The following is a 25,449-nucleotide window of genomic DNA, read 5'->3' as shown; positions in this document are numbered from 1 at the left end:
TTACTCGGTGGTGGTATTTCGTTTCCTAAATTCATTGGGGGTATGCCCAGTAAGTTTTTTGAAGGTGGTAGAAAAATGCTGAGAGGAATAAAAGCCGGTTTTTAAGGCAATATCCGTAATATTTGTTTCCTTTAACTTTAATAGTTTGATCGCTTCAGAAATCCTGATATTAATCAAGTAATGCAAGGGTGGAAAGCCAGTATATGCTTTTACTTTTTCATTAAAAGCGGTAGTACCCAGCCCCATCATTGCCGCCATTTCTTCAACCGTCCATTTATGTGATAAATTTTGCCGGAGATTCTTTTCGAGATTTGTGAAGGTCTGGGGAAAATCCCGTCGGGCTCCTGCTTGTCTAGTAATCTGCCTGCAAATTAAGATCAATAGCGTGTCAAGTATATGATTAACCCGAGTCACAAAGCCTAATTCCTGATCTCTAATTTCCGCACAAGCCTCCTGAAAAAGAGGAGGTAAATATGAACATTTTATAACTGGACAATCATTTAGCTTGAGTATTTGCCAGATGACCAGTCGTTCACTTTTAGATAATTTGCTCCATTTTCCCAGTACGATTCTGCCATCATTATCTATTTTCTCAATCCGCAATTGAAGCCTGACAAGCGTCCCGATATCCTGATGGCCATGAAGTCCCCCAAATTCTTGCCCTGGCAAAATCACTGCGGTATCTCCTGGATAGAGTACTTCGTGTTTGGAATTGATAATCCAATTAAACCTTCCATCTAGGACAAGATACATCTGTAGATTCTTTACCGGTAAACAAGGAAAAGAATTTAGTTTGATTGAATTTACTACTTCCAGTCCAATATCAATTACGTGGGGAAAAGGAATCAATTCCTTTGCATTTTCTCCCAGTAATTTAAAAGGACTGTGTGGCATTTTGGGCTAATTAAAGTAAATGACAACTAAAAACTCTAATTTAATCTAAGAATATGTTTAGCTAACAACCCTGCTTCTTTAAAGGTAGGCTAAACGTATCTTAGTCTATTATATATTTTGGATTCATATGCTCTTATGATCTCAAAATTTATTCTTTTTAGAGTAAAATACCACATAGAGGTATTCTATTTAAATTCCTATTTATATCCTTGCAAAATAACGATAGGACACTATTGATTTTTTAATAATATATATTACACTTGCAAAATATAAAATAAATAATTTCTTATTTAATACACAATCTATAAAAAGATTATCTAGAGATAAATTAGAATAAAATTTTAACCAATAGTTTGGTTATTATTAAATGAATTGACTCTTAACTCAATCTAAACGGTGATAATAATGAATAATTATTTAAGACTATTTATATATTTAACTTTAGCTTAGTTTGTAATTGATGAACAATTAATTCTATAGTATTTAGACAGCAATAACTGGCCAGTCATTTTCATCCCAAATAATTTCCTTGATGACTAATTTTGATTTTCCTTCATCATGCTTGTCATATCCATGAGCTACAAAAATTGTCTTTCCGTCAAAATCATAAACGGCACAATGACCAATTCCTGCGTAATCTTCTGTTTCTGCAGCTAGGATGGTACCTCCTCCGGCATACATTGCTTTTCCTTCTTGGTCGAGGTATGGGCCTCTGATATCTTTTGACCTTCCAACTATCGTTTTATAGGTACTCTCCAATCCTTTACAGCATGAGTCAATAGAAGCAAACAGATAATAATATCCATTATTCTGATAAATAAAAGGTGCCTCTATGGCTCCATTGCCTGCATTACTGTCAGGTCTCCCAAAAGTTCGTTCGCGTTGTGCAATTCCATACCATTCCTGCGGCTCTGCTAAGGAGATCATGTCAGGGGCAAGCTTCACAAGTTTCAAGCCGCCCCAAAATGAGCCAAAAGACAACCAGCCTATGGTCTCTCCATTTTCACCTTTTTCATAAATCACATTTGCATCTATTGCATTCCAAAAGTCGCGACCTGGAACGGACTGAACCACCATTCCTTTATCTTCCCACACATAGTCAGGACTAGTTTGATCCAGCGTTTTGTTGGTCATTACTCCTATGGCGGAGGTGTTTTTACCGAATGCTGAAACGGAATAATACAGGAAATATAGTCCATCAAAGAATTGAATATCCGGTGCCCAATACCCTCTTCTATACCCGGGAACGATGTCATCATTGACCCAGTCAAAAGCTGTGGATATCCGCTCTATTCTTGTCCAAGTTTCTAAATCCCTGCTTTTAGCAACACCTCCATGAGTCATAAAGAGGTAGTAAATACTATCCTGTTTGATCATCACAGGATCATGAGCGATAAGCCCTTTACTGTCATCCACAGCCCGCTGGGCATCAGCTGGGGATAAGCTTATCAAAATCAGAAAGCAGGTCAGCAAGCCGATTATAGCTTTATCTAAACCACCTCTGAATAAACAGGGGGCAAAAGTAAAGGTCATTTCATTTTGGGTTTTTGGTCGAATAAATCTTTTAAGATTTATTTAACTACTAAATCTGCAAAGAATATTAAATCAAATCTTCCTGTTTTAGCTTGAAAAATAACTGGATTATGATTAATTCTGCTTCCAGACTCTTATAATAGTAGAATAAATCAGATAGAAATAATGAAGAAGCCATTACAGAAATCAAAAATTCCAGCTAACAAAGTATTCGTTATCAAGGAATTGCGTGAGCCATATCTGGATAAATTCTGGCATTCTCATGAAGAATTTCAATTGAACGTAGTTTTGAAGGGTAGGGGAACCCGCTACATCGGTGATCACATGAAGCCTTTTAAAGAAGGGGATATGGTATTAACGGGTCCAAATCTTCCTCATGTGTGGAGAAGTGACAACATCTTTTTTGATGTAGAAAACAAAATGGAGACCCATGATATTGTCATCTATTTTCCTCGGAATTTCCTCGGAGCAGATGCTTTTATCAAGGAAGAGTTTGAGGAAATCGAAAAGCTACTGTCTAGGGCTGATCGGGGCTTGGAGATTACGGGGCCTACAAACAAGCAGGTGACCAAAATGATGAAAGAGTTGCTAGAAAAGCAAGGGGCTTCGAGGATCATTGGTTTATTGCAGATTTTGGATTTACTGGCTCATTCGCCGGATTTGGCTCCGATCACACAGATCGACTATAAAAATAATTATACCGCACATGAAAAAGATAAGATTTCCGAAATCCTGGAATATGTCTTGAAAAACTTCAAAGAAAAAATTACCCTAAGCGATGTGGCTTCGATGGCAAATATGTCTGAAAGCGCCTTTAGTAGATATTTCAAATCCAGAGTCAATAAATCTTTCACGGATTTTCTGGGTGATGTGCGAATCAGCAATGCCCGCAAATTACTGCATGATGAAGATTTGAACATCAGTCAGGTATGTTTCGAGAGTGGATTTCCTACACTTTCCAATTTCAATAAGCAGTTTAAAGACAGAACCGGGAAAACTCCGCTCGCCTATAAAAAGGATTACATCGAGCCATTTTGAGATTATCTGTTGGAATCAAAGTGTGCAGCTACCTGGTCCATGTAGGACAAGCTGATCGGGAAGTTTTGGTTTTCTGAAAGCAGCTGATGCCTTTCTACCTTATCCACCAGCTCGGTATTGACAATATAGGAGCGATGGGTTCTGATAAAAGAGGAGGGAAGTGACTTTTCTATTTCAGCAAGAGTCATCCGGCTCAGAATCTTCTCGGTCCGTAGGTGGAAGGTTACGTAATTCCCCGTTGCTTCGCAGCAGAAAAGATCAATGAATTTTACCTTAACCTGTCCATCCGAGGTTTTGATATAAAGGTAATGTTGTCTATTGGCAGGCTTCAGTTCCATCCATTCCTGAGCCTTTTGGCAGGCTTTAAGAAATCTAACCAAGCTAAATGGCTTGAGCAAATAATCAATGGCATCGAGCTCAAATCCTTGTACGGCATAATCAGAGTACGCCGTAGTGAAGATCACCTGGGTGTCTTTTGGCAAAAGTGCTGCAAGCTCAACGCCCGAGATATCCGGCATGTTGATATCCAGAAAGACCAACTCCACTGGATTGCTTTTCAGATATTCCAAGCTTTGCACAGCATCGGTGAAGGTGGCCGCAAGTTCCAAAAAAGGGACTTTGGAAGCGTGAGATTTAATCACTTCCAAAGCCATATTTTCATCGTCTATTGCTATTGCATTTATCATTTTAAGAGAGTTGGACCGAAAGGTGGACAAAATGTTCTGAATCGTTTGCCACGATGGTCAAGTTATGCTTTTGTGGGTAAAAATGTGCCAATCTACTTTTTACATTTTCCAGACCAATCCCTGATTCATCGCGCGGATCTTCGGTTTGCTTTTTGGGATGAATGCTATTCACCACATCCAAATGAACAGAACCTTGCAGACATCTCAGGTTAATCTTGATCCAGGATTTGCTTTTGGTACTGATGCCGTGTTTGAACGCATTTTCCACGTAAGGAATCAGCAGCATGGGGGAAATATTTCCCTCACAGATTTCATCCGATAATTTGATTTCCACATCAAGGTTTGTCTCGTTTTTGAAACGAAGCATTTGTAGGTCCAAGTAATTTTTAAGGTAGTCAATTTCTCTGGTCAGCGGGATTTTGTCCATCTGGTTTTCGTGAAGCATGAAGCGCATCATATCACCCAACTTCTGGATTCCATCGGAAGTCTTTTCTGCATTTTCCATCAGCGCAGCCCCATACAGGGTGTTAAGGGCGTTGAAAAGAAAATGTGGGTTGATCTGGGACCGGAGAAAGCTAAGGTTTGCCGAACTCTGATTTACCTGAACGGAAAGTGTGTCAATTTTGCCCACGTAATCTTCATATTTTGCAAAAATCAAATTGGAAATAGGAAATACAACGAAGATCAAAAGTGCGATCATCCCAAGTCCAAGCAGCATGATTTCCGGTACATTACTTTCCGCAGAAATGATGACAAAAACAATGAAAATGACCGTCATCAGCCCCCAAAGAAAGCCACGGTATGCAGTTAGATTTCCAGCTAGTTTGTTTCTATAGAGTAGGAAATAATTGTAAAGAATAAAAAATGTTATTCCCGGCACAATCATTAGGAAAATGATCAACACTGCTTCATTCACAAAAAGCTGCGATACAAAAAGAAATAAGCTGATAAAAAGGAAAATCATAAACAGACGCGTGCCGTTATAAAGCTGAAAATCCTTAAACATAGGCGGTAAAAACATCCGCTTCAGTAAATTGGCAATGACCTGATAGACTGCGTAAAGTAAAATTAAACTGAAATAAAAGCGGAAAAACCGCTCTGCATCTACATCATTGACACCTGCGCAGGCACCTGACAATCCACCAGTAATAACGATTGTCAGGAGACTGTAGAGAATCAGTTCAAATGTATTTTTATCCTTTAGGTATTTTGGTATAATCACGAGATGCATCACATAATAGCCGATATAAATCACAATGGGGAACACAACTATCCCAAAGAATTTTTCCATAGGATAAGTCCGGGAAGACATCGCCACCACGATGTTGGTCAGCACAATGATCAGAAATACGAAGGTGACTATCCACCATTCAACATCTCTAAATACCAATCTTTTTGATTTCATAAACCGCTAGTTAAAAGTGTGTTATATTACTTTGTCTCAATTGGATTTGAATTACTGCCCAAGGTTGTCGTTGTTTCCTGGTTTATGTTTTCGGGATCCCCAGAAAACATCAGCACCAAATTGTAAATAAGGGCTAAAAGGATTAGCAAATAAAAGACTTTCTTGGTGTTCATTAATTCTCTGCCTAATTGATAGGACAAGAATACTGGTGCATGACTTTGTGTACAAAAGATTGTGATGAAATAAGTATATATAGGGACGGAATTTGCTATTTAAGAAATACGAATGACGATTTACGAGATCGTAGCAAAGTTGGTGTGCTTTTATAATTTTGGGATTTTCTGTTTTCTCACATAAGCATTTATACTTAAAGAAAGATTGCCACGTCCAAATCAATTCCCTTTGGTCATTAATTTCTCATCGCAATAACGAGCCCCAGATAATGAATAAAGTGGCGCTTAGCGGAACAAAGAATTTACAAAGATTCGAAAATGCCGTAAATCGTACTTCGTAAATCGAAAATGAGCCAATAATGATTTGAGAATCTATGATGATGAATATCGAAGTAAGTCTTTGCTAAAAAGGATTGCTCAATAAATCAATCCCCCACATCAGTGGAAGCACAAAATAAACCATCAAAGTCACCAATAGAATTGAAATGACATTTAGCCAAAACCCAGCGCTGACCATGTCCTTCATTTTGAGATAGCCCGATCCAAATACCACCGCATTGGGTGGAGTGGCTACTGGAAGCATAAAAGCACAGCTGGCTGCCAAAGTAGCACCAATCATAAGCCCAAATGGATGCAAATCAAGTTTTAGAGCGACTGAAGCCAGAATTGGCAACAGCATAGAAGCTGTGGCGACATTGGAAGTTACCTCTGTTAGGAAATTGACAGAGGCGATGATAATCAAAAGCAATAAGAAAAAGCTTATTCCTTCGAGCAAAGTAAACTTTTGTCCGATCCATTCCGCTAGTCCTGTACTTTGAAATCCCTCTGCCAAAGCCAATCCACCTCCAAAAAGAATCAAAATTCCCCAGGGAATGCGCTCAGCTGTTTTCCAGTCCAAAATCTGATCTTTGCCAGAAGAGGAGGGAAGTACAAACAAAAGCACTACTCCGATCAAAACAATAATGGTGTCATTCAAGAGTGGGATGAGTTGTTGCAAAACACTTTCACGTAGTATCCAAGCTATACAAACCAATCCAAATACAATCAGCACATTCCATTCTTCATACGAAGTTCTTCCTAAATCACTTAGCTGTTTTCCGATTATGCTTTTTTCATCTGCCAATCGAAATTTCTTCGGAAGGGGGTTGGCAGTGGAAACCAAGTAGTACCAGCAGATAATCAGCATCACACTAGCCAAGGGCAGTCCAAACATAAACCATTCATTGAAGCCTATGGTGTAGTTGTATAATTCTTCGATTACAGCAACCATTATCGCATTTGTGGGTGTCCCGATAAGCGTGGCCACACCGCCGATGGAAGCACTGTACGCAATTCCAAGCATGATATTCTTGCCCAAACGATCTGCTATGCTGCTATTTGATTCACCCAACTGAGCCTTGAACTGGCTGACTACTGCGAGACCAATCGGAAGCATCATGAGGGATGTGGCGGAATTTGATATCCACATCGATAAAATCCCTGTAGCGAGAATAAATCCTAAAACAATCCTTCGCAGATCAGTTCCTAACAGATTTATAATATTCAGTGCGATTCTACGGTGCAGATTCCATTTCTCTATTCCAGTGGCTAATAGAAATCCGCCCATGTAAAGAAGCACGGTAGGATGCATGTAGTTTGCAGAGACATCCCCAATAGGAAGAATTCCTAGGAGTGGCATCAGAATCAAAGGTAGAATAGCTGTTGCAGCAATGGGGATCGCTTCGGTAATCCACCAGATAGCCATCCAAGCTGCCAGAGCAAGCATGGATTGCGCAGCAGGATTTAGCCCGGAAAACTCCACCAAAAAATTAACGGTAATAAAAGCTACAGGGCCTAGGTACAGCCCAAAAGTGTTTAAACTGATTTTCATGTAGTTCCAAAGCTAAAACTTTTCAAATCATTTTGCAGTGATACGCTTCATGAGTTGGAGAAATTGTGAATTTTCTGAATTTATGAAATACCCATACGTTTTTTGATCTCAGCTTCTATGGAAGCAGAAAGTTTAACCCCCCAGGCTATCAGGTCCCCCCAAACCTGATGGTGAGTTAAGCTGTGCTTACATAGATACAATTCCCGGGTTTGGTATAGGGGTAGTAGTGGAGAACCAGAAGTTGGAGATACAATACCAAGAATATAGAAAATGTTAAGTGTTCAAACTTTTTATTTAACATAATATAAATTATGTAACAAATTGTGGTTTATTACCGCCGAGCTGTACTGTCGGACTCTAATTGCAAAAAGATAAACTATCGCCATTATATTATCTTTGGAACGTTTTCAAATAAAGATTTGCTCGTGAGAAGAAAAATTCCGGAATCAACGCTACCCAAACTCGATCGTTCACAACTGATTACTTCTGAAGGCTTGCAAAAGTTAAAGGAAGAACATGATCAGTTGTGGCGAGTGGAACGTCCAGATGTTACCGCTAAGGTCGCTTGGGCGGCAAGTTTGGGAGATCGTTCAGAAAATGCCGATTACCATTACAACAAAAAACGTCTTCGGGAAATTGATAATCGCCTACGCTATTTGCGGAAGTGTATCGATGATTTTAAGGTGATTGATTACCACCCCAACCAAGAAGGGAAAGTGAATTTTGGTGCTTGGGTAGAAATTAAAAACGAAAAGAAAGGTCTTCAAAACCGTTTTCGTATTGTGGGTTACGAAGAACTAATCGGTAATAAGGATTACATCTCCATGGACTCCCCTATGGCCAAATCACTTCTCGGTAAAGCCGTTGGAGATGAGGTGATAGTAAAAACCAAATTGGGTGATTTTGTATGGAAAATCCTTACAATAGAATACCAAAAGTAAGATGACCAAAATAAACTGAGTTTTATAAGTTTAATTTGACATCTCCTGGTTCATAATTTTGGAGCAGCAGGATCTTTATTCACCGCTTTTATCCGCACAGCTCGCCCTATTTACCACCTGTCAGATTAACTTGATGGATAGCAATTAAATCGCTGAATATCTGAACAAGGACACGCTCAGCTGGTTATGCTATTAAACTAAAACCATTAACTATGAAAACTTTGAATTATCTATTCGCAGTAGCGCTATTATTTACAGTGGCCTGTAGTGGCGAAAAAACAACGAACGAAGAAGAAACGATGGAGGTCGTTGAAGTTGAGGAAGTTGTAGAAGAGCAGCCGAAAGACATTGTGACTTTAGCGCTTGAAACTGAATCTTTGTCAACGCTAGTAGCTGCGCTCAAAGCCGCTGATCTTGTGAGTACTCTTCAAGGCGCAGGTCCTTTTACCGTCTTTGCCCCTACTGATGATGCTTTTGCAGCCTTACCAGAAGGCACCCTAGAGGAATTATTGAAGCCAGAAAATAAGGATAAATTAATTGCTATTTTGACTTACCACGTGGTACCTGGTAAAGTTATCTCTACAGATTTAACAGATGGCATGAAAGCTGCAACTGTAAATGGTGAAGAAGTAACCATCACTACCGCTGACGGTGCAAAAGTGAATGGAGCAAATGTGGTAATGGCTGACGTGGAAGCTTCTAATGGAGTGGTACACGTGATCGATGCTGTGATTTTGCCACCTGCGATGTAATCATTTCCTAATTCGAAATTAAACTAAAAGCCCTGTAATAGGGCTTTTTCTATTTTTGTCAAATACTTTTATCTTAAAAACAAGAATAGAAAATATTTTGAAATGGCCATGAACGAAATTTATCAGCTTACTTTAGTGCGTTTTTTCGTTTTGAAACCAACAAATTCTAGATATCCTTTTCCTGTACTAACGCATTAAATTTTTCGCACTTCTCCTGGGACATTGGTTTAGTGAAATACCCGAAGACTGATGAATAGGATTTTGCTTTGTCTCGGTCAACTTCACTAATCGATGAAGTAAGCATCACAATTTTTACCAAGTGGTTGAGTTCGTTACGTCCCATTTCATCCAAAAAATCCCAACCGTTCATGCCGGGCATATTTACATCCAATAGTATCCAGAAAATAGCTTGTTCCTGAGTGTTTTTTGCTTCGATCAGAAGGTTTAATGCTTCTTCTGCCTTGGTGAACAGTGTGAGGTCATCTACAAGATCATGGATTCCCTGACCCACTAAGTATTTTTTGGTAATCAGCAGCGATACTTGATCATCGTCTATTAGTAATACTTTAATTTTCATAGTTCAGTAACTCTAAAGATACTATAGTGCCCTTTTCATGCTCGCTTTCGATATCTACTCTACCACCAAGAGCTTCTATCTGTTTTTTTGCCAAATAGAGACCTATACCTTTTGCTTCCTTGATGTCATTTAGAGGACTTTGTATCTTAAACAAACTATCTCCATACTTAGCCAGGTCAATGCCTTTGCCATTATCCCGTACTGTAATTTGAAGAATTGTATTGGAAATCTGAAGGGCATTCACTATTATTTTCATTTCCCGTTCGTTAGAAGTAAACTTTAGGGAATTAGAAATCACGTTTAAGAAAACATTTTCCAAGTATTCTCTGACTGAAAATAAAATTAAGTTTTCAGGAATTTTATTTACATAAGAAAAGACCAAATCAGGCTTGGTTCTCACCACGAGATCAAATACGTATTCTATCAAATGATAAAGTGAAACAGGCTCTTTACTTTCCTCAAAGTCCACATTTGCGGAGGTCATCCGGTCCATGGCTACTATGGTGATATCTGTTTCCTTGATTTCCTTCTTCAGAAGCTTAAAATATTGCCGGTATTCATTCTCATCAGTAATGATATCCAAGAGACTCAGAATACCGTTTGCATTGGCCACGTGAGAGCGGATGTCATGAGATACGAAGGTATTGTACTCTAGGATTTTCTTATTTTGAAATGCAGTATAATCTGCAAGCAACTGGATCTGGGCTCGGTTTTCCTCGAGCTCTGTAATATCATAACCCAAACATAAAATCTCAACAATCTCATTAGCTGGATTTTTCACCGCGATGAAATCCCAGAGGTTGGTGACTATATTTTGGTCTTTTGCAGTTTCTTTCAGTAAGACTCGAAGTTTTGATTCTGATCCAGATGCTACAGCTTGAAATGCCTCGGTGGCTGCTTTTAGGTACTCAAGTGTGATAGAATTAAAAATATGGGTTTCCGGATGAGTTGTGATATCGACATTCAACTCTCTGGAATAAAAATCATTGCAATAAATCAGCTTCCCTTTGAGATCTGTTTTACAAATATAAAATGTGGAATTATTTGCAATGGAGTTGTAATAATTGGCAGCTTGTGAGCTGTCCCCTACCTGCTTTTCCTGCCTTTCCGTAGCGATGGCGAGTTGGTGACTGAGCCTTTGAGATTCTACTAAAACCATGGTTTGCTCTGCCATTGCCTGCAGAAATTCCAATTGAAGCTCATCCAGGGTCTGCGGAGAATAGCCTAAGACACAAAAACTTCCTATAATTTGATTACTGTTGCTTAGTAGAGGAAACCCGGCATAAAACCTAATCCCATTTTCCTTGAATGCATAATGCTCCTTAAAAGTATCGTCTTGACTTAAGTCAGGAATAGTGAGGTGCGTAAGGTTATTTTTCACCAAATAATGGCAAATAGATTCGGAAAGCTGAAATTCTGATGTTTCCATCCCGATATTCGATTTTAACCACTGCCGGTCATTATCAAAAAAGGAAATATAGCCAATATCAGCTTTACAAATTTTGACAGCTAGCCGAGTCAATTTATCCAATTGCTCTGATGGCTTTGTATCCATAAAATGAAAAATAGAACTATCGGACATATTATTACTCTGTCAAATGCTGGTCATTAATTAAAAATTATGGCTATATAATTTAACCAGAAACTACTTACTTTTTTTCATTCAGTGATTTCAAAAACTTAATTGTCAATGGTTTTTCCAAAAAGCCAACAATATTCTTGTTGAGCCTGGATCTTTGCAGGTCCAAAGGTTCTACTGAGGAAGATAACATATAAATTTTCAGAAGATCAAAATTGATTGATTCGTTCTCTTCCAATTTCTTCATAAAATCCCAACCTGACATTTCCGGCATGTTGATATCCAAAAAAAGAATTGTTTTTGCCAGTGACTGGCTGCTCATATATTCAATAACAAAATCGAACCCCTCAATGGGATTTAAGAATATATACACCTCAGAATCTGGAAATGCCACGCTGATCATTTTTTTGTTGATCAAATTGTTTACATGGTCATTGTCTATCAGTATGAAGGACAGTGTGTTATGCATGGTTTTTTCTCTGTTAATTTTCAAATTCTATTGTTACTTCTGTCCCTACATTCACCTTACTCTGAATGGATATTTTACCCCCTAAAGCTTCTAGTTGGTTTTTGACCATATACAAGCCCATGCCCTTGCCCTCGGTATGAAAGTGGAACCGCTTGTATAACCCAAACACCTGGTCACTTTTTTTCTCCAAATCTATCCCTAATCCATTGTCTATGAATACGATTTTAAAGCCATTTTTCTGAATATGACTTTTGATTTCGATCACAGGGTCTCTTTCTGGATGTCTATATTTGATGCTATTTGTGATCAGATTGTAAAAAATACTAAACACATAGCTTTTAATTGTGACCATTTCTTCCAGTGGTGAAAAATCACTGATTAAAGTGACATTTTCCTGCTCTATCCAACTAGCTATACTTGCTTTGATTCCGCTGATTATCTCTGAGAATTTAACGCAAACTTTCTTTTCGTTGACTTCTCGTTTCTTTTGTAGAATATAATTCAAATCCTTGATCACAATATCCAAGCCCACTGCTGATTGTGCTAATCCTGATACTAACTCCTTCTCTGTAGAGATTAAATCCAAACTCTGGATTAAGCTACTGATCCCCAATATATTGGCTGCTGGTGCTCTCAGATTGTGGGATACAATGTAGGAGAATTGTTCCAAGTCGCGGTTTCTTTGTACTAGGTCATCGATGACTTTATTGCGTTCGTTTTCTAGTTTCTTTCTAGAGGTGATATCACGCATTATTTTCGAAGAGCCAATGACTTGATTGGATTCATTTAAAATAGGTGAAATGGTGAGGGAAACATCAATAATGCTCCCATCCTTTCTTATCCGCTGGGTTTCAAGGTATTTTATTGGCTTGGCTTTTAGGGTAGTATCTGAAATCCTTCTTTCTTCTTCATGAAGATCTGGAGGAATGAGGAGGTAAATGGATTGCCCAATGATCTCCTCAGCCGTATATCCGAATATACTTTCAGCTCCATGGTTCCAAGAATTTATAATATTGTCGCTGGTCTTACTGAAAATGGCATCTTCAGAAGAATTTACAATCAATGAAGCCAATGCTAGCTCTTCTTCTACCTTTATTCGATCCGAAACATCCCTGAAACTCATCACTATTGCCCCTATGCTAGGGTTGTCCAGAAGGTTGACTATAGAACCTTCTACCCACAGCCAATGACCTTGCTTATGGAGAATCCGAACCTTGAAATTACTGCTACTATTTGGAACGCTATATACTTCCTGGAAATGTAAGAGGCTTTTAGTCAGGTCTTCTTTATGAACTAGACTGGATACATCTATATTCAAAAAGTCATCCGAGGTATAGCCGGTAATTTTATAGTTTGCCGGACTTCGGTAAAGTAAATTAAACTCCTTATCTACAAGAATTATGGCATCGGTGATGTTCTCGGTGATAGCCCGGTATTTTTCTTCGCTTTCTTTAAGTTCTTTCTCCGCTTGTTTTTGACTGGTGATATCAGTCCCAAAAATCATGACTTGGTTGATTTCTCCATCGATCACCATAGGGACAAAGCGAGATCTTACCCATCTACCAAAACCTACCGTGTGTTCAATTTCATACCTCTTTCCTGTTTCAAAGCATTTCTTGAGGGTTTGCTCTGTGATAGATTTGCTCTCTTCTGGAAGAAAATCCAAACAATACTTTCCGATAAACTCCTCTGTCAGGTGAGTAAAGCCTCGGTTGATTGACTCCACTATCAATTCTTTGTTGACCACCAAAATGATATCGGGAGCATTTTCAAACTGGTATTTGATCAATTCAGAAACTTTTTTCCGCTCGGTAATATCACGTCCGATGGAGTAGATTCTATTATTGGACTTATCCGGGGTGACACTCCACTCTATCCATATGATTTCTCCATTTTTTTTGCTGTGCCTTACTTGAAAGTTCTGAGTTTTTCCATGGGTTGAAAGCATTTCCACTTCATTGATCACTGTGCCTACATCATCCGGATGGAGCACTTCATAGTAGAGCTTGCCGAGTAATTCTTTTTCAGAATATCCCAACGTCTTGACCATCCGCTTATTCACAATCTCAAAAAATCCTTCGGTGTTGGATATATTCAGGAAGTCATTGCTATTCTGGAAAAAATGCTTGTACTCTACCAACTTATTTTCAGAAATTTTTTGAGCTGTGATGTCCTTGTTGATACCGATCATTCGGTAAGGTTCACCCTGCTCGTTTCTAAGTACTATTGCATCTGCCTTGATATATGCGATCTCACCATCACTTTTCACTATCCTGTAGCTGCTGTGTAGGTTTTCCAGACTATCAATGGAATTCTTCAGTTTAGCTATTACTTTTTCCTTATCTTCTGCATGAAGAGAATTTACCCATACTTCATACTTGTCTCCTTCGAAATTCTTTTCCAATCCATGTATTTCATCCATGATAGAATTCCATACAACCTCATTCTTTAGAAAATTCCAGTCCCAAACTCCTAGCTGAGCAGCATCCACTGCAAGCTTTAGACGATATTCGTTTTCAATTATCTTACGCTTTGAACTGCTCAGCTCAAGCTCTATCATTTTTCGCTCAGTGATATCCTGACAGGAACCAAAGATGCGGACAGGCTCACCCTCCTTATTTTTATGAACTTTCCAGCGTTCTTCCACATATTTCAAATTCCCCTTCCCAGTGATGATGCGATGCTCTATGCTATGGTAAGCCCTGGAATTGAATGAATTTACAAAAGCGCTATTTACAGTTTCTTTGTCTTCTTCATGAACGTATTCTAAAAAGGATTCATGAGAAGGATTAAATACGCTAGAATCTAATTCAAAAATTGAGAATGTCTCTGCGGACCATACCACGTTGAGGTTGGAAAGCTCGGTTTCCCAGCTCCCGATCTTGGCGGCATATTGAGCTTCTACCAGTCGGGATTCATTGAGTTGCAATTTCTCTTTGGCTTGCCTCAAAAGTTCGTTTTGAGCGCTGAGTTTTTCATTCATTTTTTTGAATAACTCCTCTTTGGTTTTGCGCTCGGTGATATCCTCGGTAAACATGATGATCCCACCTATTTTGTCTGGTTCAGTGTACCAAGGCTGAACTTCCCATTTTATCCATTCTACACTTCCATCATTTCGTGTAAAAAAATCTTCATCTTTTTTTTCAATACTTCCATTCAGACAACGCTGGTGGATTATTTTCCATTCTTTTCTGATATCCGGTACTACTTCATAGTGACTTTTGCCTACTAGGTCTTTTCCCTCAAGTTTATTATCACTGAGCCATTTGTTGCTCACCGCTACATACCTCATCTCGGTATCAAACATGGCTGTGGCAGCAGGGCTATTTTCAATAAATACAGAAAGTTGCTTGACTTGATCTAAGACGACCTTTTTTGGTTCTTTAGGTTTGTCATCCTCCTGAATCTGTACTAGAATAATATCAGGCTGTACATAAATGTGCTTGATAGTTATATAATTGGTTTGGCCTGAGTTACCTCCTCCATAAGCTAACACTCTCTCTATACAGCTTTTTTCTCTGTAAGATTTCTTAAGATCAATAAGAATATTAGGCTCATTTTCATAAAATGAACTGGCTTTGATTGATTTGCATTTCTTTAGCTTATCACCTAAAAAGCCAACTGCGGCCTCATTATAATCTATTAACTCAAAATCACCTTCTTCAGCCTGCCATACAAGGGTAGGCAAGGGAAGTGCTTGAAAAATTGAATTGAGCCTCTCCCAATCATATTTCGTTTCAGTGCTCATCATTTTTCTATTATAGCAGAGTAAATAGAATGTTTTTTAGCCGTGATACAAAAGTATTCAGCGTTTTTTACTCGCCTAGTTCTATGTGTTATTTTCTGCCTTCAACAAAGCTATTGAGTAGCCTGGGAAGTAAGGTTTCTTAAAATAACCATTTAATTGATTTATATATAGCAGGAAAAGCTTTTTGTATGAAATCCTGTCTTCTTAGTCATTATTTTACTGTTAAAAATGGAAGTAGCAAAAAGGGTGAAAATTCCCTACATGGCTCGCCTTTTCTTAAGCGGCTTGAATTTGAGCAAAGAAATTTGACTGCCGTTTGCAATCCTAAAGACCTTGCATTGTCCTTAAAACAGCTAGCCTAGCGAATCCTATCTTTAGGATTTGAAATTCCGGTAAAATTCCTTTTGCAGAATTTTATAAGTTTGGGTTTTACTACTAATCCAACCCTTCCCTTTTCATCACACCATGCCTTTCGCCTTTGTCTCAGAGATCAGTACTACTTCTTGGATTCTCAGTTTTTTAGCCACTTTTGTGATTGGATTGTCCAAAGCCGGTATTAAAGGAATAGCCATCATCAATGTCACTTTTATGGCGATTGCCTTCGAAGCAAGGCAGTCCACCGGGATTGTATTGCCCCTTTTGGTGGTGGCAGATGTGATGGCCGTGATCTATTACAACAGGCATACGCAGTGGTCTTATGTAGCTAAATTTCTTCCTTGGATGATTTTTGGTATTCTGCTCGGAAGTTGGGTTGGGATGGATCTTCCCGAGCAGGTTTTCAAAATCTTTATGGTCATTTTAATTTTTCTGATCTTAGCTTTTATCGTTTGGTGGGATCAGAAGAAAGTGAAAAATGTACCCACTCACTGGGCATTTGCAAGTGGAGTGGGAACCTTGGCAGGTTTCACGACCATGGTTGGTAACTTGGCCGGTCCCTTATCGAATATTTACTTTTTAGCCATGCGCCTGCCCAAAAATCAATTTATCGGTACTGCTGCTTGGCTTTTCCTGATTATTAATGTGTTCAAACTACCCTTTCATTTTTTAGTCTGGAATACTATTTCCGCCGAAACCCTCCTACTCGATTTGAAATTGATTCCCGGAATTCTTCTGGGTTTTGTTTTGGGAATCAAACTCGTGAAAATGATTAATGAGGATTTTTTCAGAAAAATGATCCTGGTTTTGACCGCACTGGGGGCAGTGGTTATTTTGTTTAAGTGAAGGCGTTTCCGGCTAAAAAACTTTGCTCATCTGCCTGATACCATAAATTCCTCCTTTCCTTGGTATATTCTTTGCACTTTTATCGCTAATGCAACAGAAATATAAAATTTTAGCAGGTACTGCAGCGCTGATAATACTAGGTGCCATCACATTCAAATCTATTCAGACTTCTCCAGTTCCTTCAAAATCCCCAAACTTTTCCCCAGGCATTCATGCCAACATTCGTCGTGCTTTTCAAGAGGTTTGGGAGGAATACAAAGAGTTGCATTCTTATGGTTTTGATGTGATCCAAAGTAATTTGAGCTCGTCCACCATGCAGGCTCAGCCTGTGATTGAACTCAGTGATATATTTGGAAAAAATAGAACGTATAAGTTAGATGTAGCAGAAAAAGTACTGGATTCAGAGGAGCTTTTCATTGCTGATTTGCCTGAAAATGTCTTACGAGGCTGGTTTGCACATGAACTTGGGCATATCGTGGATTATGAAAACCACTCGAACTTTGGGATGATCACATACGGAATCAGATATGTACTCTCAGATAAATTCAAGCGGGAGCGGGAACATGAAGCGGATAGTATTGCGATACGCCATGGCTTTCGAACTGACGTGATTGCGGCAAAAAAATACATTCTTGAAAATGATTTTATTTCCCCAGACTATCAGGAGCAGATCAAAAGATATTACATGTCCATCCGTGGTGCAGAACTCTGCCCGGATGAGCGAGTGCCGGTATTGCCTAAGGTTGAGATATAAACTCCAATAAAGTTTTCATTTTTTCTTCTTTCATCACTTTAGGTGTTTTAGTTTGCCCGCCTTTCTTATTGTTTTGTGCCAAAAAAGCGGTGTACTGATCTTTGCTGATGACTTTCACATCAATTCCCTTTAATGCCTTTGAACGGGCAACTGCATAGTTTTTATTGGCGGACTTGAGCAATTCATCTAGTTTTGAGTCTAAGTCAGAAGTATTCAGTTCAGTGACTAAAACCCATTGGTGAATGTATTCACCGTCCTGATTTTTCACCGCAGCTACCATGTATTCATTTATCGTTGCCCCATTTATTTCTGCCAATTCCAAAATAGCCTTATCCATTTTTTCTTCAGAAAGCTGGGAGCCTACCACATTGAGGAAGAATTTGGTTCTTCCGGTGATCTTGACTTGTGGTGGTTCCAAAGATTCAAAGCGGATCACATCTCCTATCGCATAGCGCCAAGCGCCCGCACAGGAACTAAGGATCAACACATACTCCTGTCCTACTTCCACTTCCTCAATTCCAAGCACCATCGGTTTGCTAAGCAAATCTCCCGTCTCACTTACTCCTCGCTCATCAAACGGAATAAATTCGAAGTAATAACCATGGCTGAGAGCTAGTTTCATATCCATGGTGTCTGGCCTACAGGTATAGGCTATAAATCCTTCTGAAGCCAGATAAGTATCCATCACTGTAATCGGCTTTTTGCATACTTTTTCAAAATCTTCGCGGTACGTCTCAAAAGCTACACCTCCCGAAGCAAACACCTGGAAGTTTGGCCAGATCTCATGGATATCATTCAATTGATGTCGTTCTATTATGCGCTGAAGCATCAGAAGTACCCAAGAAGGAATGCCAGCAATCGCTCCAATATTCCACTCAGGAGCCTGCTCTGCGATGGCATTTACCCGCTCGTCCCAGTCGGAGATAGCGGCAATCTCTTTTCCCGGTCTGTAGAACATATCGTACCATCCGGGGAAATTACTCACATTGATACCAGAGATTTCTCCTTCTCGGAATCCTTGTTCATTTTCATCCAAATTTGCCGAGCTACTCAACATCAATATCTCAGATTCAAACAGTGATTCTGGAAAATCGAAGTCATGAAGAGAATTGATCATCGAAGTACCTACGGATTTCATTGTGGCGAGAAAATCGTCAGTTATTGGAATTCTTTTGCTGCTTTTACCGGTAGTTCCGCTACTTCTGGCAAAAAAGTCCGGCTTGCCAGGCCAGGTGATATCAGGGAATCGCTCTTGTCTAGACCACCACAGGGAGTGCATTTGCTCATAATTGAAGATCGGTACTTCCTTTCGAAAAGTGTCAATTGGATCATCAGATTTCAGGATTTCTTCAAAACCATAATACTTTCCAAATGCTGTGTTTTTAGCTTGACTTAAAAGTTCTTTCAATTGTTTTTCTTGCGAATGCTGCGGGGTATCATCTGCTGATGTCAGCTTGGAAGTAATGTCTAATCCTGCTTTTACTAACTTTCCTATTATGGCCATATAAAGTATTTTTAAGGGAAACTAGACAAAGGGTGTGCCGTGGAACTACCTAGTTGTTTTTCTGCCTTAAATGAATCTTGTTTAAATAATTGCCGATTTACGAAGTACGATTTACAGCATTTAGGTTGGAGGAGACCTCATTTGCTATCATTAATTTTTTGTGGGTAAAGGGATAAAAGAGAGAAAAATGATCAATGGCATGATTAATTTCCATCAAGGAAATGAACTCGTAAATCGTACCTCGTATTTCGTAAATAAAATGAGCTGCCAATTTTCCAATCTTAAAATCTTGCAGTTTTTTAATCCTCACTTCAATACTTCACCTCTAATTGCATTTCAAGTCATTTGCCTTAATTTTGATTTTCAATTTTGATCTATGACTGAAGAATCCGTATCACTTAATTTTATTGAACAAATTATTGCCGACGACTTGGCAGCTGGCTTTGATCCGAAAAAACTCCGGTTCAGATTTCCACCCGAGCCAAATGGCTATTTACATATAGGGCACGCAGCTTCTATTTGCCTAAATTTCGGTTTGGGTGAGATGCATAATGCGCCAGTAAATCTGCGCTTTGACGATACTAATCCAAGTAAGGAAGAGCAGGAATACGTGGATGCCATCAAGCATGATATCCAGTGGCTAGGCTTCAAATGGGCTCAGGAATGCTATTCCTCGGACTATTTCCAGCAGATGTACGATTGGGCGGTGCAATTGATCAAAGAAGGTAAAGCCTACGTGGATGAGCAGTCAGCTGCTGCCATGGCAGAGCAAAAAGGAACGCCTACAACTCCGGGAGTAGCCAGTCCATTCCGCGATAGATCAGTGGAAGAAAACCTTGATTTATTCGGGCGCATGAAAGCCGGTGAATTCGAGCAGGGAAGCTATGTGCTTCGTGCCAAAATAGATATGGCTTCTCCGAATATGCTGATGCGTGATCCGCTGCTTTATAGGATTGTAAGAAAGGCCCATCACCGTACCGGGACAGAATGGTGTATTTACCCTATGTACGATTGGGCTCATGGTGAGTCAGATTACTTAGAGCAGGTTTCGCATTCACTTTGTACGTTGGAATTCAAAATGCATCGGGAGTTATACGATTGGTTTTTGGATCAGATCTATGACCCGGCCTTGCTTAGACCGAAGCAAAGAGAATTTGCCAGAAGAAACCTTTCTTACACAGTGATGAGCAAGCGTAAGCTACTGGAGTTGGTGCAAAGCAAAACTGTTTCGGGTTGGAATGATCCACGGATGCCTACCATTTCAGGCCTACGCAGAAGAGGTTATACGCCAGATTCTATCCGCAAATTTTCCGATTTGTCTGGGATATCCAAGCGTGATTCGGTGACAGATGTTTCTTTATTGGAATACTGTATCCGAGAAGATTTGAATAAAACCGCTACACGGGTTATGGGGGTTTTGGATCCGGTAAAATTGGTGATTACCAACTATCCAGCGGGAAAAACGGAGATTCTTTCCGCAGAAAACAATACAGAAGATCCAAACTCAGGAACTCATGACTTACCATTCAGTGGTGAATTGTACATAGAAAGAGAAGACTTCAAAGAGGAAGCTGGAAACAAGTTTTTCCGACTGACTTTGGGTAATGAAGTGCGTTTGAAAAGTGCATACATTATCAAAGGAGAATCAGTGAAGAAAGATGCTGCAGGAAATATTACTGAGATCCATTGTACTGCTGACTTGGATTCAAGATCTGGGTCTGGCACTGAAGCCAGCACCAGAAAGGTGAAAGGAACACTTCACTGGGTTTCTATTCAGCATGCGATAAAAGCTGAAGTGAGAGAGTATGACAGACTATTCCTTGACGAAGCTCCGGATAGTCATGAGGATAAGAACTTTATGGAATTTGTAAATCCTGATTCCTTAAAAGTGATCAAAGAGGCATATTTGGAGCCTTTCTTGAAGGAAGCTACACTAGATGATAAGTTCCAGTTCCAGCGGCTTGGATATTTCACATTGGATAAAGATTCTACCACTGATAAATTAGTATTCAATAAAACTGTTGGCTTGCGTGATTCTTGGGCGAAGCAAAACCCTGCGCCTGCACCACAAAGTAACCAAGTAACTAAACCACAAAACCAAGGTGGTGGACAGCCTCAAGGTCAGCGCTCTGCAATCAATGAGATTCAAAAGATCGCTAAGAAATACACGAACCTTTCTGGTGATAAATTGGCTGCTGCGAAGGCAGACATTGCTAAATTGGCTGAGGAGGTAACTTATGATGAATTGTCTCCCCTATTCAATACTGCTGCTAAAAAGGTAGGAACCCGAATCGGTGTGATGATCGCTTTAGGAGTTTTGTTGAACCAAGGTCAGGAAAGAAATGCTGAAATTGATGCCTTTATCGAAGCTGGACTGGCTGATGAAAATGAGGAGTTGGTGAAGGAAGCTTCGAGTATTTGATATTAGAAGTTTGAAATTTGAGATTTTCGCTCGTTGGAATTTTCAACGGGCGAATTTTCCTTTCTAATCAGAAAATTCTTAAAAGCTTACAATAAGTCCAAAACCTTCATTAATCCCAGTTTTACTAAATTCATTTCATTTTCAGAAAGGATACCCATTTTTTTAACGAATCTTTCCTTAGAGATGGATTTTACTTGGAAACAATCAGCGGCACTAAGCTTAGATAACCCATTTCCAGAATTAGGTGAAAGTTCTATATGCCAATCTTTTAGAACTTTACCTGCATCAGTAATAGGAACAACTACCTTTAATTGCAGAACTCCCATACTGTCGTGATTCACAATTATTGCAGGTCGTTTTTTATCGATTTCTTGACCAATTTTTGGAGCAAAATCAACTAACCATACTTCTCCTTTCCTCATTCTTCGACGATGTCTAGATCAATATCTGAAAGGTTATTTGTTGAGTTCTTGTAGTAGGCAATAGTATCTGGCTCGTTAGCTTGAGATTCAATTCTTTCATAAATCTCTGTTTTGTATAGGCGCAAATCATCTACAGCCTTTTGAAAGCTAGATATATCTTTAGCTGAACGTATTAATATTCCTTCAGCTTTTTCCTCTAAAATCACTTCATCCAAGCCGTATTTTTTGATCAATTCTGCAGGAATAATCAAAGCTTTACTATTACCGAGTTTTGTAAGTGTCTTAACCATAATCAAATATAGTAGATTGTACTAACATTGTTAGAACATTAAGCTCGTCCTGATGAATGTTTATTACAAACAATAGCATTAAAAAGACTTTCATGTCAAGAATCCAAATCTGGTGGATTTAATATATAATGGATCTTTGCAAAACAGTAAAAACTGGTTATTCTACGTAAAAACCGAAACAAGTAACTAAAAACTAAGCATTCTACTTAATTACTTATCTACATCCATTGATACCTTTTCTTGATTGATCAGAATTGGCTTTCCAAAACCTAGCTTTTCCAAGCCCTGCAATTGCGTTTTCGCATCTCCTACTACTACCCAAATCATCTTGTTTGGATCAAGGTAATTTCCTGACAATTCCTGTATTCTTTCCACAGTCATCTCATTCACTATTTTTTCCCTATCCTTCATGTAGTCTGGATCCCAACCGAATTCACTGATGTTCTCCAACATGGTCAACTTAGCTCCAGCCGTTTCAAAAGCCCGGGCATTACTCTTAATCATAAAACTTTTCGTAGTTTCTAGATCCTGAGGAGTATAGGTGGAAGGGTAGTTGGTAAGTATATCCTTCACTAATTGTGCAGATTCATAGGTCACATTACTTCTCACACCACTACTTATGGTGAAAGGTGCGGCTACTTTTCCTCCTGCAAATGATGAGCGAATTCCGTAGGTATATCCCTTACCTTCCCGCAATTCCTGAGTTAGTCTAGAAGCAAAACCTCCTCCGCCCAAGATGTAATTCATGACCACCGCAGGATAGTAATCAGGGCTATTCGATGTCATGGCTGGATATCCAAACTGTAACATGGACTGTTTCGCATTCGGAATGTCATAAAAATACACTTTAGCGGTATCAGGTCTGGAAGGCGCATCATAGGCAGGAATACTCACATCCTTACTTTCCCAGTCGGTGATCAGGTTTTGCAAAGACGCAATGATATTCACTTTACCCAAATCACCTACCACATGCATTCTAGTGACAGAAGGAGAAATATACTTATCGTAATAGTTTTTCAAGTCATCCAGTGAGATTGCTTCCACGGACTTGATGCTTCCCAAGATGTTCTGAGAACGTATATTTCCTTCTCCATAGATCAGCTTATTAAACTCATTTTGAGCTACACTGTTAGGGCTGGCTTCCAACTGACGGATGCGACTGATGGTAGATTGCTTGGCTAATTCAAATTCAACAGAATCCCATCTTGGCTCAAGAATGATTTCTTTTACCAAAGTCATCACTTCGTCATAGTTTCTACTCAATGTATTAACAGCTATCGTTGTGCTTTCAGTTGTAGCATACACATTCACAGAAGCTCCCAACTGATCTATCGCATCTTCCAATTCGGCAGTAGTTTTGGTTTTGGTGCCCTTTGTCATTAGCTGAGCGAGAAGATTTGCTACTCCAACTTTCCCTGGATCATCCAGCAACTGTCCACCGTCAATTACCATATTGAATTGTACCAAAGGAACTTCGTGGTTTTCTATGCCATACACTTGTAAGCCATTTGCAAGGGAATCTTCCCAAACAGCAGGAATAGTCACTTCGGGAGTTTTACCATTCGGCGGCTCTACAGATCTGTCAAAAGTGGAAGGAGCTTTTTCATATTCAGCTTGAATAGAGGCATCGAAGCTTTCTTCTGCTCCTTGCACAATTTGCTCCTCTACTACTTCAGCTTTTTCTGAGTCTTCCAGTGCAGCAATCACATTTCCCTTAGGCACAAAACTGGTTGCTATGTAGTTCTTTTTGTAAATGTATTGCTTGAAAACCCGCATCACATCTTCAGTAGTCACTCCCAGCATATTTTGAATGTCCTGATTGATAAAACCAGGGTCGTGAGCGAAAATATTATATTCCGTCAGTTGAACTCCTTTCCCTAGTACACTGGAAAGCGTATTATAAAAACGAGTTTCCTGTCCTGCTTTAATGCGGGATAAATCTTTATCAGAGATGCCTTCTAATTCAAATTTGGCAAAAGCTTCTTCAATAGCTGCTGCGACCTCATCCAAATCTTTATCAGCATAGGCGCGAACAGCTAATTGTGCCTGACCTGCCAACTCTGAAGTTCTATTATACATTCTGACATTGGAAGTGAGCTGTTTATTATCGATCAATAACACATTCAAAGGTGCATTTTTGCCACTGGAAAGGTAATCGGTCAGCACATCCAACGAGTAAGAATCAGGATGGAACTGCTCCACTGTAGGCCAGGTCATCGTCAGTTCTGGTAGTCTTGCGAAGTTATCTTCATGATATAACTTCTTAATTTCGGCTACTTTACCAGGTCTTGGTGTAAGTGGTTTTATAGGTTCCCCAGCTGCTATTTCGTTAAAATATTTCTCTACCCATTCTTTTGCTTGCTTAGCATCGAAATCTCCTGCGATAGTCAATGTGACATTGTTTGGCACATACCAACGCGTAAAAAACTCCTTAACATCCGCAAGTGTAGCATTTTGTAGATCATCCAAAGAACCGATCACCTGCCAATTGTAGGGGTGGTCATTGGGATATAAATTCTTATCAATTACATAGGAAGTATGGCCATAAGGCTGATTGTCAACGCCCTGTCGCTTTTCATTTTTTACTACCTGCTTTTCCTTTGCTAAAACAGGATCAGTCACCGTATTGATAAACCAACCCAACTTGTCAGCTTCTGCCCAGATCATCTTCTCCAATGCATCATTAGGAACAGTCTGGAGGTAATTTGTTCTATCGCGACTTGTAGAACCATTAGCACCAGACCCTCCTATTCTTGCGGTCATTTTATCCAGACCACCTTTTCCAAGGTTTTCTGATTCGAGAAATAACAAATGCTCAAAAAGGTGCGCAAAACCAGTTCTACCCTCTTTTTCACGAGCTGAACCTACATGCGCAGTCAGTGAAACTGCCACCACCGGATCTGATCGATCGATATGAAAAACAACTTCTAGACCATTGTCCAGTTTGAATTTTTCAAATTCTACATTGAACTCCTGCGGAGCAGGTTCAGTTTGTTTGCCGCATGATGTGGCAAGGATCACAAGGAGGACAAGTGATGTGAATCTCTTTAGCATACTATTCGGGTTTTCTTACCACTAATTAATGGAAATATTTATTCGAATCCACTAGAATTTGGTTGATTGGAAAGGTAGAAATTAAAGAGAAAGTGTATATCTCAGAGAAATAGCCTA

Annotated in this window: 19 protein-coding genes; 6 read left to right on the top strand and 13 right to left on the bottom strand. The window is 39.4% G+C overall.

Going from position 1 to position 25,449, the window contains the following annotated elements; genetic code table 11:
- Positions 1–894, bottom strand: coding sequence for a helix-turn-helix domain-containing protein (locus BM386_RS04415; protein WP_091691824.1), 894 nt, complete (start codon positions 892–894; stop codon positions 1–3).
- Positions 895–1,377: 483 nt separating this feature from the next.
- Positions 1,378–2,427 (bottom strand): family 43 glycosylhydrolase, encoded by a 1,050-nt coding sequence (locus BM386_RS04410; protein WP_091691823.1) that lies wholly within the window; start codon positions 2,425–2,427, stop codon positions 1,378–1,380.
- 165 nt (positions 2,428–2,592) lie between these two features.
- On the opposite strand from BM386_RS04410, the gene BM386_RS04405 reads away from it, so the two are divergent.
- Positions 2,593–3,465 carry an AraC family transcriptional regulator gene (locus BM386_RS04405; RefSeq protein ID WP_091691822.1) on the top strand — a complete coding sequence of 291 codons (873 nt, stop codon included), beginning with the start codon at positions 2,593–2,595 and terminating at the stop codon, positions 3,463–3,465.
- Between the two features lie 2 nt (positions 3,466–3,467).
- On the opposite strand, the gene BM386_RS04400 is transcribed toward BM386_RS04405, so the two are convergent.
- The 3 genes from BM386_RS04400 to BM386_RS04390 all read right to left on the bottom strand — a co-directional run bounded on the left by BM386_RS04400 (position 3,468) and on the right by BM386_RS04390 (position 7,599).
- Positions 3,468–4,151: a LytR/AlgR family response regulator transcription factor gene (locus BM386_RS04400; RefSeq protein WP_091691821.1), complete on the bottom strand. Its 684-nt coding sequence runs from the start codon at positions 4,149–4,151 to the stop codon at positions 3,468–3,470.
- A gap of 1 nt (position 4,152) precedes the next feature.
- Complete coding sequence (locus BM386_RS04395; RefSeq protein ID WP_091691820.1) at positions 4,153–5,556, bottom strand: sensor histidine kinase; 1,404 nt, start codon at positions 5,554–5,556, stop codon at positions 4,153–4,155.
- 576 nt (positions 5,557–6,132) lie between these two features.
- Positions 6,133–7,599, bottom strand: coding sequence for an SLC13 family permease (locus BM386_RS04390; RefSeq protein WP_091691819.1), 1,467 nt, complete (start codon positions 7,597–7,599; stop codon positions 6,133–6,135).
- Positions 7,600–8,024: 425 nt separating this feature from the next.
- Between BM386_RS04390 and greB the strand changes: the two genes are divergently transcribed.
- Together greB and BM386_RS04380 are read left to right on the top strand one after the other, a co-directional pair.
- Positions 8,025–8,540, top strand: coding sequence for a transcription elongation factor GreB (gene greB, locus BM386_RS04385; RefSeq protein WP_091691818.1), 516 nt, complete (start codon positions 8,025–8,027; stop codon positions 8,538–8,540).
- A gap of 212 nt (positions 8,541–8,752) precedes the next feature.
- Positions 8,753–9,292 carry a fasciclin domain-containing protein gene (locus tag BM386_RS04380; RefSeq protein ID WP_091691817.1) on the top strand — a complete coding sequence of 180 codons (540 nt, stop codon included), beginning with the start codon at positions 8,753–8,755 and terminating at the stop codon, positions 9,290–9,292.
- A gap of 166 nt (positions 9,293–9,458) precedes the next feature.
- Here BM386_RS04380 and BM386_RS04375 read toward each other — a convergent pair whose 3' ends face one another.
- The 4 genes from BM386_RS04375 to BM386_RS04360 form a co-directional block, all read right to left on the bottom strand.
- The gene (locus tag BM386_RS04375; RefSeq protein WP_091691816.1) at positions 9,459–9,869 is read right to left on the bottom strand and encodes a response regulator; all 411 of its coding nucleotides are present in this window, start codon (positions 9,867–9,869) and stop codon (positions 9,459–9,461) included.
- Positions 9,859–11,424 (bottom strand): GAF domain-containing sensor histidine kinase, encoded by a 1,566-nt coding sequence (locus BM386_RS04370; RefSeq protein ID WP_170857032.1) that lies wholly within the window; start codon positions 11,422–11,424, stop codon positions 9,859–9,861. The genes BM386_RS04375 and BM386_RS04370 overlap by 11 nt, the downstream gene beginning before the upstream one ends.
- A gap of 94 nt (positions 11,425–11,518) precedes the next feature.
- Positions 11,519–11,917, bottom strand: a complete 399-nt coding sequence (locus BM386_RS04365; protein ID WP_091691814.1) for a response regulator — start codon at positions 11,915–11,917, stop codon at positions 11,519–11,521.
- A gap of 13 nt (positions 11,918–11,930) precedes the next feature.
- Positions 11,931–15,665: a PAS domain S-box protein gene (locus BM386_RS04360; protein WP_170857031.1), complete on the bottom strand. Its 3,735-nt coding sequence runs from the start codon at positions 15,663–15,665 to the stop codon at positions 11,931–11,933.
- Positions 15,666–16,130: 465 nt separating this feature from the next.
- Between BM386_RS04360 and BM386_RS04355 the strand changes: the two genes are divergently transcribed.
- Together BM386_RS04355 and BM386_RS04350 are read left to right on the top strand one after the other, a co-directional pair.
- Positions 16,131–16,886 (top strand): sulfite exporter TauE/SafE family protein, encoded by a 756-nt coding sequence (locus BM386_RS04355; protein WP_091691812.1) that lies wholly within the window; start codon positions 16,131–16,133, stop codon positions 16,884–16,886.
- 88 nt (positions 16,887–16,974) lie between these two features.
- Positions 16,975–17,640: a M48 family metalloprotease gene (locus tag BM386_RS04350; RefSeq protein ID WP_091691811.1), complete on the top strand. Its 666-nt coding sequence runs from the start codon at positions 16,975–16,977 to the stop codon at positions 17,638–17,640.
- Here BM386_RS04350 and BM386_RS04345 read toward each other — a convergent pair.
- Positions 17,624–19,144, bottom strand: a complete 1,521-nt coding sequence (locus BM386_RS04345) for a GH3 family acyl-acid amido synthetase (protein ID WP_091691810.1) — start codon at positions 19,142–19,144, stop codon at positions 17,624–17,626. The two genes, BM386_RS04350 and BM386_RS04345, sit on opposite strands and share 17 nt — an antisense overlap.
- A gap of 376 nt (positions 19,145–19,520) precedes the next feature.
- Between BM386_RS04345 and BM386_RS04335 the strand changes: the two genes are divergently transcribed.
- Positions 19,521–21,566, top strand: coding sequence for a glutamine--tRNA ligase/YqeY domain fusion protein (locus tag BM386_RS04335; protein WP_091691808.1), 2,046 nt, complete (start codon positions 19,521–19,523; stop codon positions 21,564–21,566).
- 86 nt (positions 21,567–21,652) lie between these two features.
- Here BM386_RS04335 and BM386_RS04330 read toward each other — a convergent pair whose 3' ends face one another.
- From BM386_RS04330 to BM386_RS04320, 3 genes are all read right to left on the bottom strand, one after another.
- A complete protein-coding gene (locus tag BM386_RS04330) occupies positions 21,653–21,988 on the bottom strand; it encodes a type II toxin-antitoxin system PemK/MazF family toxin (protein WP_091691807.1) in 336 nt (111 codons plus the stop codon).
- On the bottom strand, positions 21,985–22,278 hold the full coding sequence (locus BM386_RS04325; RefSeq protein ID WP_091691806.1) for an AbrB/MazE/SpoVT family DNA-binding domain-containing protein: 294 nt from the start codon (positions 22,276–22,278) through the stop codon (positions 21,985–21,987). Before BM386_RS04325 ends, BM386_RS04330 begins: the two co-directional genes overlap by 4 nt.
- A gap of 210 nt (positions 22,279–22,488) precedes the next feature.
- A complete protein-coding gene (locus tag BM386_RS04320) occupies positions 22,489–25,332 on the bottom strand; it encodes a M16 family metallopeptidase (RefSeq protein WP_091691805.1) in 2,844 nt (947 codons plus the stop codon).
- Positions 25,333–25,449 lie beyond the last annotated feature (117 nt).

This window comes from Algoriphagus locisalis, assembly GCF_900116615.1.
GTDB classification, from domain to species: domain Bacteria; phylum Bacteroidota; class Bacteroidia; order Cytophagales; family Cyclobacteriaceae; genus Algoriphagus; species Algoriphagus locisalis.
The sequence above is the reverse complement of the archived record's forward strand: the minus strand, read 5'-3'. Positions and strand labels throughout refer to the sequence as shown.